Source organism: Psychrobacter sp. Pi2-1 (genome assembly GCF_904846645.1).
Classification (GTDB): Bacteria; Pseudomonadota; Gammaproteobacteria; order Pseudomonadales; family Moraxellaceae; genus Psychrobacter.
Map to the genome: position 1 here is coordinate 1 of NZ_CAJHBO010000013.1, position 17,426 is coordinate 17,426.

Annotated in this window: 13 protein-coding genes; 6 read left to right on the forward strand and 7 right to left on the reverse strand. The window is 41.5% G+C overall.

What is annotated here, in order from left to right; translation table 11 throughout:
* Nucleotides 1-464: 464 nt before the first annotated feature.
* Both JMX91_RS08500 and JMX91_RS08505 read right to left on the reverse strand, forming a co-directional pair.
* Entirely contained in the window at nucleotides 465-1,739 is a 1,275-nt protein-coding gene (locus tag JMX91_RS08500; RefSeq protein ID WP_201548585.1) for a saccharopine dehydrogenase family protein, read from the reverse strand.
* Nucleotides 1,740-2,036: 297 nt separating this feature from the next.
* Entirely contained in the window at nucleotides 2,037-3,278 is a 1,242-nt protein-coding gene (locus tag JMX91_RS08505; RefSeq protein WP_227679340.1) for a carboxynorspermidine decarboxylase, read from the reverse strand.
* Nucleotides 3,279-3,377: 99 nt separating this feature from the next.
* Here JMX91_RS08505 and JMX91_RS08510 point away from each other — a divergent pair, with 99 nt between their 5' ends.
* On the forward strand, nucleotides 3,378-4,043 hold the full coding sequence (locus JMX91_RS08510; protein WP_201548587.1) for a DUF924 family protein: 666 nt from the start codon (nucleotides 3,378-3,380) through the stop codon (nucleotides 4,041-4,043).
* A gap of 134 nt (nucleotides 4,044-4,177) precedes the next feature.
* Here JMX91_RS08510 and JMX91_RS08515 read toward each other — a convergent pair whose 3' ends face one another.
* The 3 genes from JMX91_RS08515 to lpxB all read right to left on the reverse strand — a co-directional run bounded on the left by JMX91_RS08515 (nucleotide 4,178) and on the right by lpxB (nucleotide 7,958).
* On the reverse strand, nucleotides 4,178-5,431 hold the full coding sequence (locus JMX91_RS08515) for a CAP domain-containing protein (RefSeq protein WP_201548589.1): 1,254 nt from the start codon (nucleotides 5,429-5,431) through the stop codon (nucleotides 4,178-4,180).
* Nucleotides 5,432-5,740: 309 nt separating this feature from the next.
* Nucleotides 5,741-6,619, reverse strand: a complete 879-nt coding sequence (locus tag JMX91_RS08520; protein ID WP_201548590.1) for a ribonuclease HII — start codon at nucleotides 6,617-6,619, stop codon at nucleotides 5,741-5,743.
* A 22-nt stretch (nucleotides 6,620-6,641) separates the two neighbouring features.
* Entirely contained in the window at nucleotides 6,642-7,958 is a 1,317-nt protein-coding gene (lpxB, locus tag JMX91_RS08525) for a lipid-A-disaccharide synthase (protein ID WP_201548591.1), read from the reverse strand.
* A gap of 429 nt (nucleotides 7,959-8,387) precedes the next feature.
* Between lpxB and JMX91_RS08530 the strand changes: the two genes are divergently transcribed.
* On the forward strand, nucleotides 8,388-9,470 hold the full coding sequence (locus JMX91_RS08530; RefSeq protein WP_102078467.1) for a 3-deoxy-7-phosphoheptulonate synthase: 1,083 nt from the start codon (nucleotides 8,388-8,390) through the stop codon (nucleotides 9,468-9,470).
* Between the two features lie 178 nt (nucleotides 9,471-9,648).
* Here JMX91_RS08530 and pepN read toward each other — a convergent pair whose 3' ends face one another.
* Entirely contained in the window at nucleotides 9,649-12,249 is a 2,601-nt protein-coding gene (pepN, locus tag JMX91_RS08535) for an aminopeptidase N (RefSeq protein WP_265089182.1), read from the reverse strand.
* Nucleotides 12,250-12,685: 436 nt separating this feature from the next.
* On the opposite strand from pepN, the gene JMX91_RS08540 reads away from it, so the two are divergent.
* From JMX91_RS08540 to JMX91_RS08550, 3 genes are all read left to right on the forward strand, one after another.
* Nucleotides 12,686-13,294, forward strand: a complete 609-nt coding sequence (locus JMX91_RS08540) for a DUF6231 family protein (protein WP_201548593.1) — start codon at nucleotides 12,686-12,688, stop codon at nucleotides 13,292-13,294.
* Nucleotides 13,295-13,435: 141 nt separating this feature from the next.
* The gene (pal, locus tag JMX91_RS08545) at nucleotides 13,436-13,954 is read left to right on the forward strand and encodes a peptidoglycan-associated lipoprotein Pal (protein ID WP_201548594.1); all 519 of its coding nucleotides are present in this window, start codon (nucleotides 13,436-13,438) and stop codon (nucleotides 13,952-13,954) included.
* Between the two features lie 219 nt (nucleotides 13,955-14,173).
* The gene (locus JMX91_RS08550) at nucleotides 14,174-14,989 is read left to right on the forward strand and encodes a 4'-phosphopantetheinyl transferase family protein (RefSeq protein WP_201548595.1); all 816 of its coding nucleotides are present in this window, start codon (nucleotides 14,174-14,176) and stop codon (nucleotides 14,987-14,989) included.
* Nucleotides 14,990-15,125: 136 nt separating this feature from the next.
* Here the strand turns inward: JMX91_RS08550 and JMX91_RS08555 are convergent, their stop codons facing one another.
* Complete coding sequence (locus JMX91_RS08555) at nucleotides 15,126-15,977, reverse strand: hypothetical protein (protein ID WP_201548596.1); 852 nt, start codon at nucleotides 15,975-15,977, stop codon at nucleotides 15,126-15,128.
* A 593-nt stretch (nucleotides 15,978-16,570) separates the two neighbouring features.
* Between JMX91_RS08555 and JMX91_RS08560 the strand changes: the two genes are divergently transcribed.
* Complete coding sequence (locus tag JMX91_RS08560) at nucleotides 16,571-17,329, forward strand: IclR family transcriptional regulator (RefSeq protein WP_201548597.1); 759 nt, start codon at nucleotides 16,571-16,573, stop codon at nucleotides 17,327-17,329.
* The last annotated feature ends 97 nt before the right edge of the window (nucleotides 17,330-17,426 follow it).

Sequence of the window (17,426 nt, forward strand, 5' to 3'; positions counted from 1 at the left end):
TAATTCTCGCCCATTGGTCATCTCGTAGGGCATGGCGTCTTGTCATGAGGGTTTTACTCAGATTGCTAAATATAGAGTTACTATAGCTTATTCTAAAATAACTGTGCTAATTGATGACACGCCCTAGATCTTTTGGTTTTATATCTTTTAATTTGGAATATCTTTCTAAATTATTTGCACATTCTAAAAGGGATTCCTTCCAGTAGTAAGATTCTGAAATCAACTTATATACCTCCTAATTGAGTGAATAAGTATATTTAATATAAACAATGTAAGGTGCGATAAAGTAGCTATCAGTAAAAGTTGATACGCGCGCTATCAGAAGTGTACGTCAAGTTTTACTCAAATATGCTCTAACAACAGTAAACAGTAGCAAGAACATAATATCACCGCAAGCTCTCATTACTTAGACATAAAAAAAGCCTGTCTCTAGTAGACAGGCTTTTGTAAATCAAACTTGTTATTTAAATATTAAACTCAAGTGCTCTATCACCTTCGCTATCTTTGATACGCGTTGGCAGACCAATCTTATTTAGTAGATTGATAAATGGCTTAGCATCTAGCTCTTCGACATTGACCATCTTGCCTGCATCCCATTCGCCAGTTGCGACCAGTATCGCAGCAGCAACAGGCGGCACTCCTGCGGTATAAGAGATACCTTGGCTACCAACTTCGTTGTAAGCATCTTTATGATCTGAGACATTGTAGATAAATACTTCAGTCTCAACGCCATTGATCTTGCCTTTGACTTTGTCACCAATGCACGTCTTGCCTGTATAGTTCGGTGCAAGTGAGCTTGGGTCTGGTAGTACCGCTTTAACGACTTTTAGTGGTACCACTTCTTGGCCTTCAGCAGTCATCACTGGCTGCTCAGACAACAATCCTAAGCTCTGTAGGACAGTGAAGACATTAATGTAATGCTCACCAAAGCCCATCCAAAAGCGAATGTTTGGTACATCTAGATTGGCTGACAATGAATGCACTTCATCATGACCGCTTAGATAGCTGTTCTGTACACCTACAACTGGTAAGTCGTCCGTACGTTTGACTTCAAACATTTTATTAGACTGCCACTTGCTGTCTTGCCAAGAGTAAACCGTACCGGTGAACTCACGGAAGTTAATCTCTGGGTCAAAGTTGGTCGCAAAGTATTTGCCATGGCTGCCCGCATTGATATCTATGATATCGATATCCGTCACAGATCCTTCATCCATCATGTCATAGCCAAGACGCGCATAAGCGTTGACCATACCAGGATCAAACCCTGCACCTAAAATGGCAGTGACATTGTTGTCTGCACAGCGCTCTTTACGTTGCCACTCATAGTTGTTGTACCACGGCGGTGTCTCACAAATCTTACGTGGGTCTTCATGAATAGCCGTATCTATGTAGGCAGTACCTGTCTCAATGCAGGCTTCTAGTACGGTCATATTGATAAATGCCGAGCCAACATTGATGACTATTTGTATTCCAGTGTCTTGTATCAGCTGCACGAGTGCTTGGCTGTCCATCGCATCGACTTGATGCGTATGCAAGACGGCAGCCTGCTTAAAGCTGTCTTTTTCTTTTACACTTTGGGCGATGGCATCGCATTTGTCTTTTGTACGTGAGGCGATATGAATCTCACCAAGTACATCATTGTGCATCGCACATTTATGCGCGACCACTTGAGCGACACCGCCTGCTCCGATGATCAGTACGTCTTTTTTGTTGGGCTTAGCTTGTTGGTTTGTGTTCAATGAACAATCCTCCTTTGTGTCCCTGTCGATACCATTGATAGCGGCTATGCAAAACAGAAACGAGTGAATGATATGCGTGAATTAAAAAGGAAGACCGAGGAAAACCCACGCACCCGTCGGGCAAATAATACTCCATTATTTGCCCGACGCGATTATAACAATTTTTATTCCCTTATCGGTAAAAAATATGTATAAAAAGTAGAGATATTAAAATGTCTACTAATACAGGTTAAGTCTTTGTTTTTTAATAATTAAAATACAAATACTCGATAATAGCATAGTCTTAAAAGCTAAGACTTAAGACAAGCTGGCTTTATAATCTTGATAATCAAACTCACGCTGGATATCGATACTGCCATCTAATCGGCGGATGACTATCGCTGGCATGTTGACCCCATTGAACCAGTTTTTCTTGACCATCGTATAACCTGCAGCATTGCCAAAGGCGATCTTATCGCCTATCTGAAGATTACTCGGTAATGCATACTCACCAAAGATATCACCTGCCAAGCAAGAACGGCCATAAATAATGGTATGGTCTGCCGACTCAGTATCAGCTTCAGACGGTGCAGCTTCTGCAGGATTGCCAATAGGCGCAATATCAGCAGCAGTATTATTGATCGCAGCAATCGGTGCTGACTCACGATAAATCAGTAGATCAAGCATATGTGCTTCGATAGACGCATCGACGACTGCTAGATTTTTTTGATTGTGCATGGTGTCTAACACCGTCGTCACCAAAGTACCTGCGCCGTGAATACTCGCTTCGCCTGGCTCAAGATACACTTGCACGCCATAAGTGTCGCTAAACGCTTTCAAACGTGCAGCCAATTTTTCTAATGGATAATCAGGCGCAATAAAGTGGATACCACCGCCCAAGCTCACCCACTCAAGCTGCGCTAAGATATTACCAAATCTTTCTTCAATATCAGCCAAGCTTTCACTAAAGGCTTCAAAACTGTCATTTTCACAATTGTTATGAATCATGACGCCAGTGATATCGCCAAGTACCGCTGCGATTTTATCTTTATCGTGCTCGCCAAGACGGCTAAATGGACGCGCAGGATCAGCGATCAAAAACGATGAGTTGCTGGTCTTTGGATTGAGTCGTAGACCTACAGGTATATTTTGTGCGGCGGCTTGCGCTTTAAAAGCGTTGAGCTGTGAGATTGAGTTAAAGATGATTTTATCTGCATAGTTCAGTACTTCAGGGATTTCATCTGCACTATAAGCGACGCTATAAGCATGTGTTTCTTTTTTGTCGCTGCTACTGGCATCATCGTTATTACCAAAGGTTTCATAGCCCAATCTCACTTCATTAAGTGAAGACGAAGTCGTGCCATGCAGATAAGGCTGCATCACATCAAACACGCCCCATGTGGCGAAGCATTTTAGTGCCAATAATGCTTTTGCACCAGACAGCTCACATAGCCTAGCAATGATTTTCATATTGGCAACGATGGCCGCTTCATCAAGCACATAGTAAGGCGTTGGTGGCAATGTCGCGTTGATAGAATTCTCTAGATTTTTTGTATTCATAATAGATTACCTAATAGACACTCTGCTGTTGGTATCTTGACAGACAGATATAAATATTTGCGCTATAGTAGACTAAATTCATCATAATTAGAATATCTTATGGCACTCTCAACCGATTATTCCACCTCAGCCAGTCGATCCCACTCATCACAATTGGATCCGAAAAATATAGATTTGACTTATCTAGATCCTGATGCGCGTGCCGTGTTGGATTTTTGGTTTGATAAAAACAATGAAGCTTACTGGTTTGAACAAAACGATCGTTTTGATAAGCAAATACAAGATAAGTTTGGTGACCTTTGGCATGCAGCAAAGCAAGGCGAATGTGTCAGTTGGCGTATCGCAGAGTCTTCATTGGATGGTAATAGCTCGATAACGGCGTTGGCAGGACGCTTGGCAGAAATCATTGTCTTAGATCAGTTTTCACGCAATTTATGTCGCGGACAAGCAAGCGCATTTGCGCAAGACGGTATGGCATTAGCACTCGCCCAAGAAGCCATTCAACAACCTTATTTTGATACGCTACCGATGCAATGGCGTAGATTTATTATTATACCGTTTATGCACTCTGAGTCGGTCATGATTCATAAACGTTATCTACCGCTATTTGAACAATTAGATGATGCAAATACATTAGATTTTGAACATCGTCACAAACAAATCATTGATCAATTCGGGCGATATCCACATCGCAACGAGGTACTAAATCGCGACTCAACCGAAGATGAAAAGAACTTTTTAAAACAGCCTAATTCATCGTTTTAGGCGAGATTCCTAGTACTGCTTAAAGATACTCAAAGTTATTACACAGAAAATTATCACATAAGAAGAAGGTCTGAATCATATCACTGGTTCAGACCTTCTTTTATAATAGTGAGTTGAAACGTATCAGATATTTATTAGTAATTTACCTTACCAGTAGTAAACGTAAATGACTGCTGCTCTAATGTTTTATCGTCAACCAAAATATCAAAGCTGACCTTATACTTACTATTGCCATAAAGTCCACAATTACCACCTTTATTACTACCTGATTCACAGCTTTTGAGCGCATCCGTTAATGGCAAAATAAATGCTTCATTCGTTGGTAACGCATAATTCGTACCTTTGTACGGATCATTGTCAGAATCAAGCAATTGAATCGGCACATCTATATTGCGCTGCATATCTCGAAATTTAACATTACTTACTTTAACTTTGTCAGCAGATGGCATGTTGATATAAACCGGCTGTCCGATAGGATCAGTACGTAAATTGCGCCCAGTGCCGCTGACTGGATTTGGGGTTTCGTTATAGAGTGCAGTGACTGTCTCTGTCACATCTTGACATGGATAAGTAAAAATACCTTCAAGCGTTTTATTTGTCGTGATTTTTGTTCCTGAAGCATTGCTTACTAAAACATAGCCTTTATTGTTAGCAGCATTTTTACCACTAGGCGTATAGGTAACCACTCCTGTTCCTACTACGCCTGAGGTTGGTAACATTAAAGAGCGTAGGTGATAAGGCGCTGACAACAACGATTTTGCCATAGAGCTTGCCACGGCTTCTGTACTGAAAAAATTGCCTGCCGAACTATAATAGACAGACTGGGCAATGTTTTCAGTAACACTATATTGCGAGTTGCCATAGTCTGCATTGATCAATCGATCTGCCAAATCTAATCCCCTGAAAAAAGGGTTATTAGCACCTGTCACACTAGCACTATCGCTAAGTTCATTTTCAAAATGCGCGTTAAAGCTGGTTGGTGAGCTATTAGCAAATACATATTTAATATAATTTGCGTGCTGAATAGCAATATCGTCTAATTCTGTATCAACGGATAGACCATTTAGACCACAGCTGGTTCTTGCTAGACTGAACTGATTATTCGCACTTAATGCTGCTTGTACATTGTTATCAGCTGACCCGTTACCACCAGCGTTAGGAGTACCATCGCTTGGCTCGTCACCTTGACTAGTTGGTGTCGCTATAATCGGCGCAGAAATAATAGGTTCCGACGTTGTTGGCTGAGCTGTTTCATCACTTTGTGAATTGTCTGGTGTATTAGCAGATGTAGAACTGCTATCAGAATCACCGCCTCCGCCGCAAGCGCTTAGAAATATCGTTAAAAATAGCACTGCCGCAAGATTTTTCTGAGAAGTATAAGAAGTCATCGCTCATCCTATAAAATAATAACCTGTTTGTGAAAAGCAATGAGAATAAAAATCAGCCACAAGGTAGTTAGTGATTGATTTAACAGTGTTTTATTTCAATATAGTATCTATTGTATTACAGATTATGAACTTTTGCTCATTTTTTTTGCAAAAAAACCTGCTACTCACTAATTGCAAGTAACAGGTTTCTTTTTAGGCCTATATATTAGCACTATGCTTAGGCTATTTTTGAGGTGAATGTATCATTTATAGAGTACGATTCTTCTGTATCTGCTATACAGTCACTTTTTTATCATCAATTTTTTATAGCTACTGTATTTCTAAAGCCTTTCTCACTGGTGCAAAACTACGTCTATGCGTTGGTAAGACACCATGTTTTTCAATTGCTTCCATGTGCGCGCGCGTCGGATAGCCTTTGTGTTTGGCAATACCGTATTCCGGATATTGATTATCCAACGTATACATCGATTCATCACGGCTTACTTTTGCCAATATACTGGCCGCTGCAATACTAGTATGGCGTGCATCACCTTTTACCCACGCTTGGCAATCAATTGCAAATGGCGCTACCTCTAAACGTTTAAAGCTATCATAGTTCAAATCAGGACAACGATTTCCATCAAACAGTACTTCGACTTTAAATTGATTGAGCGACATGCTTTTATCATTCTCAGTAGTCGAAAAGCTTTCAAAAATCACTGCTAGCAATGATTCAGTACATAAGCGCATACCAAGCATCGTTGCCTGCAAGATATTCACCTGATCGATTACTGCTGCTGGTATATCAGCGATGATATAACCAATTGCCTGCTGCTGAACCAACGGATAAAGGATATCGCGCTTTTTTTCACTCAGTTGTTTGGAGTCCGTCAGTATCGACAACGGCGTGTCTTTGAGCGGTTGTTCTTCAATGAGCCCTGACCAAGTCGCAGGTAATATTGCCGCCGCCACATTGACGCTGCCTAGTAACGGCCCGCGTCCTGCTTCATCAACGCCGATTTGTAGTATTGATTGCTCCGTCTCTTGGTTATCATTAGTTAGATATTGAGTGATCAACTCAGCGGTATTCATTTGCCCATATAAACGTATGGGCGCTGCTAACTGAACATATTGTCCTTTAACATCAATATGCTCAATATTAATATCAATCGTTTGAACTGAGCTTTCTGTGCTGTGTTGAATATGCATAATATTAGAAGGTCTTTCTCGTTTAAGTAGGATTGACGGTATCGGTATTTTGGATAAACCACTGTTCAATCACGCTATTTGCAGGCTCATGGTTACTTTGCTGTTGTAGAGATTGCTTTGTCACTAGTAAGTCATGTAATTGCTCGGCATAAGCGCGTGGTTGTAGCAATCGCATTACCATGCGGCAGATATTGTCACCGCTCGCTTGCTCTTGAATCAGCTCAGGTACGATTGGTGCATTAGCCAATATATTAGGCAATGCCACATATGGTACTTTTACCAGACGCTTGGCAATTTGGTAAGTGAGCTGATTTAATTGATAGACTACTACCATCGGACGTTCAAGCAGCATTGCCTCTAGCGTTGCTGTCCCAGATGCTAGCATCACGATATCTGATGCCGCCATGGCATGTTGGCTAAACTCTGGCTGGGTATCATCATAGACCACCACAATTGCTGCACGTAGCTGCTCTGAGCGTTGGTCGATCACTTCTTGCACGATATATTGATGGTTTTGATCGACCGTTGGAATGATGAAGCACAGCTTAGGATCTAACAGGATTAACTTTTGAATACCATCAAGCATCAATGGCAAAATGGCCATAATTTCACCGCGCCTAGAGCCTGGCATCACACAAATAAGCTGACTCACATCATCGAAGCGTTCGATGAAGAACTGCTGCAACCCATCATTGTCCCAAACGAGCTCACTGCGACGTTGGTTGATTGGCGTATCGATCAAGGTCTGATCAATGGTTCGTAGTAATGGATGACCCACACAGATAGCTGGATGGTTATGTCGCTCATAAACTGGCAACTCAAATGGGAATAGGCATAGCACTAAATTGGTCGCCGCTTTAATATTATGGATACGCGACTCACGCCATGCCCAGATAGAAGGACTGACGTACTGCACACAGAACACGCCTTGGGGCTTTAGCTTTTTGGATACTCGCAAATTAAAATCAGGCGCATCAATACCGATAAACCAATCAATATTAGCAGCCTTAAATGCGCTCAATAGCTCGCGACGTGCTTTGAGCAAATCGGGTAGCTGCGACATGACCTCAACCAGACCCATTACTGCCAAGCGCTCTAACGGGAAAATACTCTGTAGCCCTTGCGCCTGCATCTTTGTACCGCCTACGCCTACCCAGACAATATCATCACGTAGATTATTCATTTGTCGCATAAAATCTGCGCCTAAGCTGTCACCAGATACCTCACCTGCGACGATGCCTATCACTAGCGGCATAGCATTTATATTTGGTACTTGAGAATCCGTCTCGGCTCGATGAATGAGGTCAGTATGGTGATGAGACGTAGCAGAATCTGTCATGACAAGCTCTCGATATTAGAAATACACAAAATAAAATAAACCGTTATTATAAAATATAACGTAATAAATCAGCGATATGGCCTTATAAATAATATAAGCACTCATCCGTACTGTTCTAGTGCTACAGTTTGGGCCACCCATCGCTAATGTTGCTATCATACTTGACGATGATACAAATAGCGAAATTCACACATAAAATCTGAGCGTTATGCACCAAAAACTCAACCAACTCTTATTAATAGATAGAAAAACCAAATGCTAAACGTGCATTTAGAACGTCAAATATCATGCTAAGTCTCTATAAGTATAACTAAGTTTTAGTTTTCTCATTCCAGTTATCAGTCAATTAACTGCTCGACTACCCTTGTCAACCAACACTTTTGTCCGCATAATGAATGTTCCTATAAATCAGCTAGACGATATATAACCATGACAACATCAGTTACCCATAATGCAGATATTGACGACGTGAATATTGAAAAATTTATTCCTTTGATTACTCCCGCCGAGCTAAAAGCCGAGCTGCCTCTGTCAGACGACGCGTATAACACCGTACTAAAAGGTCGTAATACTATTCAAGATATCTTGGATGGTAAAGACAAGCGTTTGTTTGTGGTCATTGGCCCTTGCTCTATTCACGATATCAAAGCCGCTCACGAATATGCCGATCGTTTGGCCGTATTGGCAAAAGAAATCGAAGACAGTGTATTTGTGGTCATGCGTGTTTATTTTGAAAAACCTCGTACCACGGTTGGCTGGAAAGGCATGATCAACGACCCTGACATGAATGACAGTTTTGATATAGAAAAAGGCTTGCGCACGGCTCGTAAATTGCTACTTGATTTGAATGAAAAGGGTCTACCTTGCGCGACTGAAGCACTTGATCCAAATACACCGCAGTACATCCAGGATCTAATCAGCTGGTCAGCCATTGGTGCACGTACCACTGAAAGCCAAACGCATCGCGAAATGAGCTCCGGTTTATCATGCCCAGTTGGCTTTAAGAACGGTACTGATGGTGGTATGACGGTTGCTGTAAATGCTATGCAAGCGGTTAAAGAAGGTCATAGCTTCTTAGGTCTATCATCAGATGGTAAAGTCTCTATCATCAAATCTAAAGGTAATCCTTACGCACACGTGGTACTTCGCGGTGGTAACGGTAAACCTAACTATGATGAAACTGCGGTAGCTCAAGTTGAAAATGAGCTAGCAAAAGGCAAAACCAATAGCAAGATTATGATTGATTCAAGCCATGCTAATTCAGGTAAAGACCCTTACCTACAACCGATGGTTATAAAAAACGTTGCTGAACAAATTCAAAATGGTAATAAATCAATTATCGGCATGATGATTGAGAGCCATTTAAAAGGCGGCAACCAAAAACTAACTGCTGATTTAAGTCAGCTTGAGTATGGCAAATCTATCACTGATGGCTGCCTAGATTGGGATAGCACCGTCACAGCATTACGTGACTTACGTGATATGGTAAAAGATGTACTACCAAATCGCTAATAGCTATCCGCGATAAATTATCGTCGAGCAAACAATAAAAAGCCCCTTTCGCACTGATGTGAAAGGGGCTTTTTATTTCTGAACGTTTTATAAGAAATACTGTATTCTAAAACTTGATTAGCAATGACCATCAACGATACGTGTTTCATTAATTGGTCAGAGCTAACCCTGCTCTCAATTAACTATTTGCAGCATCTAGCACGCTCTCTAAGCTTTCGAGCACATGCTTAGATGAGACATTCTTTTGTAAATCTACCAGCTGCTCGTGCGCCATTTGACGGCGCGGCTCAGCCAACGTATTCCAGCGGGCTAGTACTTGCAATAAGCGCGATGCCAGTACAGGGTTGGCATCATCTAATTTCTGAATCACACCTGTATACATCTCTAGACCTTCTGCCGTCCAAAGTACCGTCGGTTGCGAACTAAAAGCGCTGATAACCGAACGGACACGGTTAGGCGTATTCCAATCAAAGTCTGTGTGCGTCAGTAGCGACTTGACCATATCAGGCGTTACATCGTCAGCGGCAGCTTGTACACTGAACCACAGATCGATAACCAAATCATTTGCTTGGAAACGCTCATAGAAGTCCGCTAAGTACTTATCCGCATCTACCAATTGATGATTGACCATGGCCTTCAATGCACCAAAGCGCTCAGTCATACAGCTCGCATTATCATACTGCTGCTGCGCCCAGTCTGCTGCATCATCTACATTGGCAGTCAACGCCATGTCAAGCACGACATTACGCAGCGCACGAATGCCTCGAGCTTCAGCGCTATCCTCATAAGCCTGCATTGGCAGGTTATTGTACAGCTCAGCCCATTGGTCTTTTAACTTACCAGCTACTTGCTTATATAGCCCATCGCGCTGCTCTTTAACCAGCACTGGATCGTAGTCTTTAGAAATAGCAGAAGCCAACTCTTGCGCTGATGGAATATCAAGTAACCGTGCCGCTAGCATCGCATCATCAGCCGCTAAGACAGGCAGCGTCTGCGCCAATGCTTCCAAATATATATCAGGGCTGCTCTTCGCACCTTGTCCTTGCAGCAAAATACGATTTACTAGCATTTGAGTAACCTGCCAGCGGTTAAACCCATTGGTTTCATGCTTAAGCAAGAACGCTAAGTCTGCATCTTGGTAGTCATAATTAAGCTGTACTGGCGCACTAAAATCACGCAGTAATGATATGACAGGCTCGCTCGCAACGTTTTCGAAGACAAACGTTTGCGTCGCCTCGTCAAGCAATAACATACGCTCAGCGACGATAGCGCCTGAGTCTTTATCAAACAATGCCGTTGCTACAGGGATCGGCAATGGTTTTGGTGCATCAAAGCCTTTAACATGGCGTGTCTGCTGATTCAAAGTGATGGTTAGCGTCTGTGCGGTGTTATCGTAAGTTTGAGAGCCAGATACTACTGGTGTACCAGGTTGACGATACCAATCGATAAAATTCTCGATTTTGTCATCAGTGATACTCAGCGCTGACAAGAAGTCCTCAACCGTTACTGCTTGTCCATCATAACGACGGAAGTACTCATCTGTTCCTTTTCGGAAATCATCTGCCCCTAACGTATTGGCAATCATACGCACAATTTCAGCGCCTTTCTCATAGACAGTCGTCGTATAAAAATTATTAATCTCAACAAAACTTTCTGGACGTACTGGATGTGCTAATGGGCCTGCATCTTCGCTGAATTGATGGGCACGCAAGGTCGCCACGTCATCAATACGTTGTACCGCACTTGACTGTTGGTCTGCTGAAAATGACTGATCACGGTAAACGGTAAAACCTTCTTTCAAGCACAGCTGAAACCAGTCACGGCAAGTAATACGGTTACCTGTCCAGTTATGAAAATACTCATGAGCGATAATGGCTTTTACGCTAAAACTACGCGCATCAGTGGTCGTTTCAGGGCTAGATAACACACAAGCAGTATTAAAAATATTCAAGCCCTTATTTTCCATCGCCCCCATATTAAACTGGCTGACCGCCACAATCATGTAACGATCTAGATCGTAGGCTCGTCCATAATTGACCTCATCCCACTTCATCGCATCTTTTAGGGCTTGCATACCGACATCGCATTTATCGATATCAGCAGACTTGGCATACAACTCAAGCAACACTTCTCGACCTTCGCTGGTCGTATAAGAATCTGTCAATACATCTAAATCGGCAACCACACAGGCAAATAGATAGCTTGGCTTATTGGTTGGATCGTGCCAGATGGCATAATGACGGTCTGGCGCATTGGCCACTTCAGCTGCTTCGACTAAGTTACCATTGGCCAATAATGTCGGATAGCGCTTATCTGCCTCAAGTCGCGTGGTAAATATTGCTAGTACATCAGGGCGGTCTGGATAGAAAGTTATCTTACGAAAACCTTCTGGCTCACACTGAGTCACAAACATCGTATCGTCACCACTACCGGCCATATATAAACCTTCAAGCGCAGTGTTGGTCTGTGGGCAGATGCGTACTTGAATATCTAAAGTAGCTCGCTCAGGGGCATTATAAATCGTCAGCTTACCTGTTTCCTGCTGATAATCCTCAGTGGTTAGTGCCTTACCGTTCATCGTAATCGTTAGCAACTCTAACGACTCACCAAATAAGACAATATCCCCTGCCGTTTGACGTACCATCTCAAGCGTACTGTCTACCTGCGCATAATCTTCAAACAGCTTAATATCTAAATGTACCGTATCGACATCAAAACTTGGTTTGGTATAGTCTTTTAGATTAATCTTGCTTGGCGCGTGGGGCGGCACATCTGGCATTTCAGGATTGATGATTTGTGCATCAGTTTCAGCAGTAGACATATGGTGTCCTATTATTATCGTTGATTTGGTTATAAGGTAGTTTTACTGGGGATAAGTAATATAGTAATGAGCAATATAATAATGAGTAGTATCATTTCGCTATTTGCAAAAGGCAATAGTGTAAATAAAGACTTTATCTATAGGCTAACTAATCAGCTAAGCGCTTAATAAGCTAAGCATATACACAAAAATTTGCAATGATTAAGCTAATTTTACTTTCTCTTTAAGCTTATAGCTAGATTGACCTAAATCGCCAAATTTCAAGTATGTAGAATAAGATATCGTCGGTTCAAGATAATTTAAATATGAAACATACGTTATCAATTGGATAATGTCGTTGAAAATGATTTAATAGTCGTACTGATGACCAACCATTTAACTAACGGCCTATTATATGACAAAAAATACGGTGAAACGCGCAGACATTACCCTACCTTTGCTTATAGAGTATGTTGACGCGCTACTACCCTCATTGACGACTCAGACAGAACTATCACCTGAGCATAACAAAGATAATAATGAAGCATTATGGGTAACACATAACCATGCGGATTTATTAGCACTACAAGCACAACTTGACGATACTACATCTATTAATGAGAACACTGAAGCGAAGCTGAACGCACGCCATTTATCAACGTTATCAGATCTTGCTAAACAGCATGTACCTGATCGTTATGAGCTTGCTTGCTTTTGGCTGCCCACCTTGTCAGAAGAGCTGACTCAACACTATGTGCCGCTACTCATGCGTTACCGTGACCTGTATGCCGCGCATTTACTTATTGCATTAGATAGCTCTGTAGACTTAAAACCTTATGGCTTTACGCCATTTGATATATTAAGTGAGCCCTCTCTAAATATTGACGATATTCAATCTATTACCTCGTCAACCGTTACTGCGACGCTTTGGCAATTTAATCTATATGACTATAAACAACTACCGAATTGGCTCAATGCTGATTACTGGGCTAACCCTGAAAACTGGGGCAAGCACCGCTGGTAATACACTTAATTTTATCTATCGTAATTTACAGTAAAAATACTTACATAAATTAACATTTAGTATATTATAGATAGAGATTGCCTAAGTTTTATCGGAAGCAGTTTAAAAAAACAAATTTAATTAAAATTTTAGGAGCTCGTCATGTCAATCAGTTTTTCTAAGATCGCTGTTCTTGCTGTACTATCAAGCGCTGTTACACTGACCACTGGTTGTGCTACCAAGCGTTCTACCTCAGAAGTTGTCGTTGCCCCGCTAGGTATTCCAGGTGGACAAGTTGGCTACAATGGTGCGGTTATCGTTGATAATTCAAACGCTGTCATCACTGGCGCTGAGAATATCCAAGCAGTGGTCTACTTTGCCTTTGATAGCAGCGAAATTACTGCTCAATCAGCGAGCGTCCTTAACCAACACGTAAGCCTGCTAAATTCAAACCCAGCAGCGACTGTCGTTATCGCAGGTCACACTGATGAGCGCGGTAGCCGTGAATATAACATGGCACTAGGTGAGCGACGCGCACAAGCTGCACGTAACTACCTTGCTGCTCAAGGTGTGACTGCAAACAACATTCGTGTCATTAGCTATGGTGAAGAGCGCCCTGCAGCAGCTGGCAACACTGAAGACGCGTATGCACAAAACCGCCGTGCTGAGCTGTCTTACTAAATTGTGATTTAGCGTTATTTATAGCGTTTGATAGTTTAATGAAAGCCCAGCAATAGTATATTGCTGGGCTTTTGATATTTTTGACCAGATAATTAAAAATAGAGTATTTAGATATAGCTGTTGAGATATAACTATCTACGTATCAAATACATAGCGTTCAAATTTATACATTTTTATACACTCAATTCTATAACAATCGTTTTTGATGACTAGTAATATATGCCGACTTCCAACCTTACCCAGATACAGTACACTCAACTCGACACCAAGACATGGTGTGTGACGGCCCAAGTGAGCGAGTCAATCAGTCATTCAGTCACTGAGAGCTTGTGGAAAAAGTCATTATGGTTGTCATCATGTAATACGTCGTGTAAAGACATCATCAAGTTCAACAGCCTAAATTGGCACTATCAGGTGGCGACAGCAGCACCTAGACACTTAGTGCCTGCTCTAGCACGTAAACAGCGTCAGCAGCAGCGGCAAGGCGTCAGGCAACTATTGCAAGAGCTGCTCAATAAGTTAGAAATAGATGACACCTTGGATGAGTCAAGCTTTCCCTATCGACTCGTTAATAGTCAGCATTACGTATGCTTTAGCCATACAGGAGCTGGTAGTTCAAAGCAAACCACAAAATCGAATCAGACAAATTGTACACGTTTACACAGCAAAATAGCGGTTGTTATCAGTCGTCAGCGCCCTGCTGGTATCGATATAGAGGCCAATAACATTGCATGGCATGTAGTCAAACGTTTCTATTCAAAGAGCGAGTTGGCTATTTTACAAGAGCTATCTACAGATCAGCGAGAACGCGCTGCCAAACTGTTATGGCAAATAAAAGAAAGCTTTATCAAAGTCAACCAATATACATTAGCTCAAGGTCTGGGTATGGATTACTCCCACCTTATTCTTAGCTTAATCGAGAGTGATAATAATACTAACTCTCCTTCTGTACTCAATGATAGTAAGGATACGGATTACCAATCTGTTTACCGCATTGCCACGTTACAATCTCAGCAAACTGTCATTGTTTTTTGAGCAGAGTTTTCTGAGTAAAGTTCAAACCTGATTTTTAGAATATCTTTTAATACTTTATTTTAAGCATAAAAAAACGACCCTAAAAAGGATCGTTTTTTTATTTTCTACTAATAACAGTCTTTAAACTGTGATTAGATTAGAAACGGTAAGTTGCACCAAGTTTAACAATTGGGAACCACTCTAACCAATCTTTATCTTCTAAATCTTTCTCAGCTTGGTCAGCTACAAGTTCTGCATCTGGATTAGTATTACCAGCTACGCGATTAATTGTTGCAGTGGTTTTACCCATATATGCTGCGCCAACTTCACCAAACAAACCAAAATTGTTAGTAATATTAGGACGGAAACCAACTGTTAGGTAAGGTGCTAACTTGTTACGATGTTCAATAGTCCCTTCTAAAGCACCTACGTCACTTAATAGATACTCTTCACCATTAACACTGTAATACGCGTCGTCACCACTACCCTCAGGATTTGCACGCACATCAATATCGTTGTCAGGAACGATGATACCAGCACCCATCGTGAACCAGTTACCAGTAGGACGCAATTGCACACCTAAGTAAGGATTGCTAAAATCACTATCAACATCATAATTGATGTCATTTGCGTCAAAATCACCGCCGAAAAGGTCAGCTACATCGCCACCTGCCCAACCAGCTTGCAATTCAGTTTTCTCATTTAGTGACCAACCGATGTTAGCACCATAACCTAGAGTACCAACTTCAGCACTAACAGATGCTGGGTTGATAGCTGTTTGGAACAAAGTTTTAGTGCTACCAAGTACCGCACCAGTAGTGTTGCGTACTACACCAGCGTCAGCATTGTATGCATAAGCAGCAGGTTCTGCTTCATAGGCTACAGCAACTGGCTCAGCTTCATATGCAACTGCAGCGTTATTATCAACAACGATAACTGGCTCAGCAGCTAATGCAGCAGTTGATGCTAGAACAGCAGCAGAGATTGCCGTCAATTTAATCAATTTCATAATTATTCTCCTAAAGTGTGAAATAAACCCGCCCATAAAAAACGATGATTGTGCTTTTGTTAAACCATCATTTTGTTGAGGTGATTAAAACAATTCTGACTTAAAAAGTCACCCCTACTGATGCTGTTTTTATTTGCCATTATGTAAAGATTGCATAGGTACTGTAATAATTGCTACACCAATCTGCAAAAATTCGCCTTTATGTTACATAACGTCCTTAAAGTAACCAAACAGCGTAAACATGAGACTTATCTTGCTTAATGTTTATGTAAGGGTATTGCAAAACATGTCCACATAATTATCTAAAATATCGTCCGACTCAATGACAGTTATATGGCTTAACCTTACCAAATAGTGTGGCTTGTGAGTTGACGTATCTATTGTTACTTATATAAGAAAATCTACACCAACAAATAAAACGATATAAATGATCTCATATAACGCGACTAACGCTTGCCTCAAGCGAATATTATGCTAAATTAGTTGTTATAATAGATTTGTTATAGAACGTCAGCATTGTCACTATTTGTCTTATTTATGAAAACCTTGTGACGCTGTTTGCTCTATTTCTTTACTCCTACTGAGTCATATATATGCCTAAAGTATCTTCGATTACCCGTGTCCTAGAAATCATCGAAGCAGTGTCTTATGCTTCAAAACCGCTTTCTCCACTCGAGCTTTCACAAGAACTAGATATTCCTAAACCGACCATTCATAGATTGATTCAAAACTTAGTTGATGATGGTTTTTTGACTGTTGATATTGGTGGCAGTATTATCCCTGGTAAGCGCGTACGCAATTTGAGCGTTGAGCTATGGCAACAACGACTGTTCTTTAACGAGCGTCAGATGATTTTGCAAAAACTGGTTGATGAGCTTAAAGAAACTTGCGGTATTGGCATTCCCTATCATATGGATATGATCTATACCAACCGTGCTCAGACGACCTTGCCACTACAGATTTATCTTCCTGTCGGGGCAAAGTCACCTATGTGGTGTACAGCGACTGGCAAGCTCTATCTAAGCCAATTATCTACGACTAGCCGTATGAAAATATTACAAGGGTTACCACTAGATAAGTTCACTAAGAATACCATTACTGATATCGATGCATTAAATGCCGAGCTTGATCGTATCGCTGATACTGGTATCGGCATCGATAACGAGGAGTTTATCTCTGAGATGGTCGCAGTGGCTGTACCTATACTGGACAAAAAGTCACGCTATCTGGCTTCTCTCTATCTGCATGCACCAACCATACGGGTATCACTTGACGATCTGCTGACTCATGTACCACGCCTACAAAAAGCCGCACAAGACGTTCAGACGCTCGTCTACGATCTGCAAAGCTAATACTATCTATTAGCCATCAAAAAAGGTCTACGCTATGATTTTAGCGTAGACCTTTTTCTTTTTAGCAAATGCATTCTCTTAATTAATGCCACCTACT

Excerpts from the sequence above, each read along its gene's own strand:
- JMX91_RS08520 (WP_201548590.1), bottom strand. The coding sequence starts at position 6,619 with ATGCATATTCAACACAGCACAGAAAGCTCAGTTCAAACGATTGATATT.
- JMX91_RS08550 (WP_201548595.1), top strand. The coding sequence starts at position 14,174 with ATGCCGACTTCCAACCTTACCCAGATACAGTACACTCAACTCGACACC.
- JMX91_RS08560 (WP_201548597.1), top strand. The coding sequence starts at position 16,571 with ATGCCTAAAGTATCTTCGATTACCCGTGTCCTAGAAATCATCGAAGCA.
- JMX91_RS08515 (WP_201548589.1), bottom strand. The coding sequence starts at position 5,431 with ATGACTTCTTATACTTCTCAGAAAAATCTTGCGGCAGTGCTATTTTTA.
- pepN (WP_265089182.1), bottom strand. The coding sequence starts at position 12,249 with ATGCCAGATGTGCCGCCCCACGCGCCAAGCAAGATTAATCTAAAAGAC.
- JMX91_RS08530 (WP_102078467.1), top strand. The coding sequence starts at position 8,388 with ATGACAACATCAGTTACCCATAATGCAGATATTGACGACGTGAATATT.
- lpxB (WP_201548591.1), bottom strand. The coding sequence starts at position 7,958 with ATGACAGATTCTGCTACGTCTCATCACCATACTGACCTCATTCATCGA.
- JMX91_RS08540 (WP_201548593.1), top strand. The coding sequence starts at position 12,686 with ATGACAAAAAATACGGTGAAACGCGCAGACATTACCCTACCTTTGCTT.
- JMX91_RS08555 (WP_201548596.1), bottom strand. The coding sequence starts at position 15,977 with ATGAAATTGATTAAATTGACGGCAATCTCTGCTGCTGTTCTAGCATCA.
- JMX91_RS08505 (WP_227679340.1), bottom strand. The coding sequence starts at position 3,278 with ATGAATACAAAAAATCTAGAGAATTCTATCAACGCGACATTGCCACCA.
- JMX91_RS08510 (WP_201548587.1), top strand. The coding sequence starts at position 3,378 with ATGGCACTCTCAACCGATTATTCCACCTCAGCCAGTCGATCCCACTCA.
- pal (WP_201548594.1), top strand. The coding sequence starts at position 13,436 with ATGTCAATCAGTTTTTCTAAGATCGCTGTTCTTGCTGTACTATCAAGC.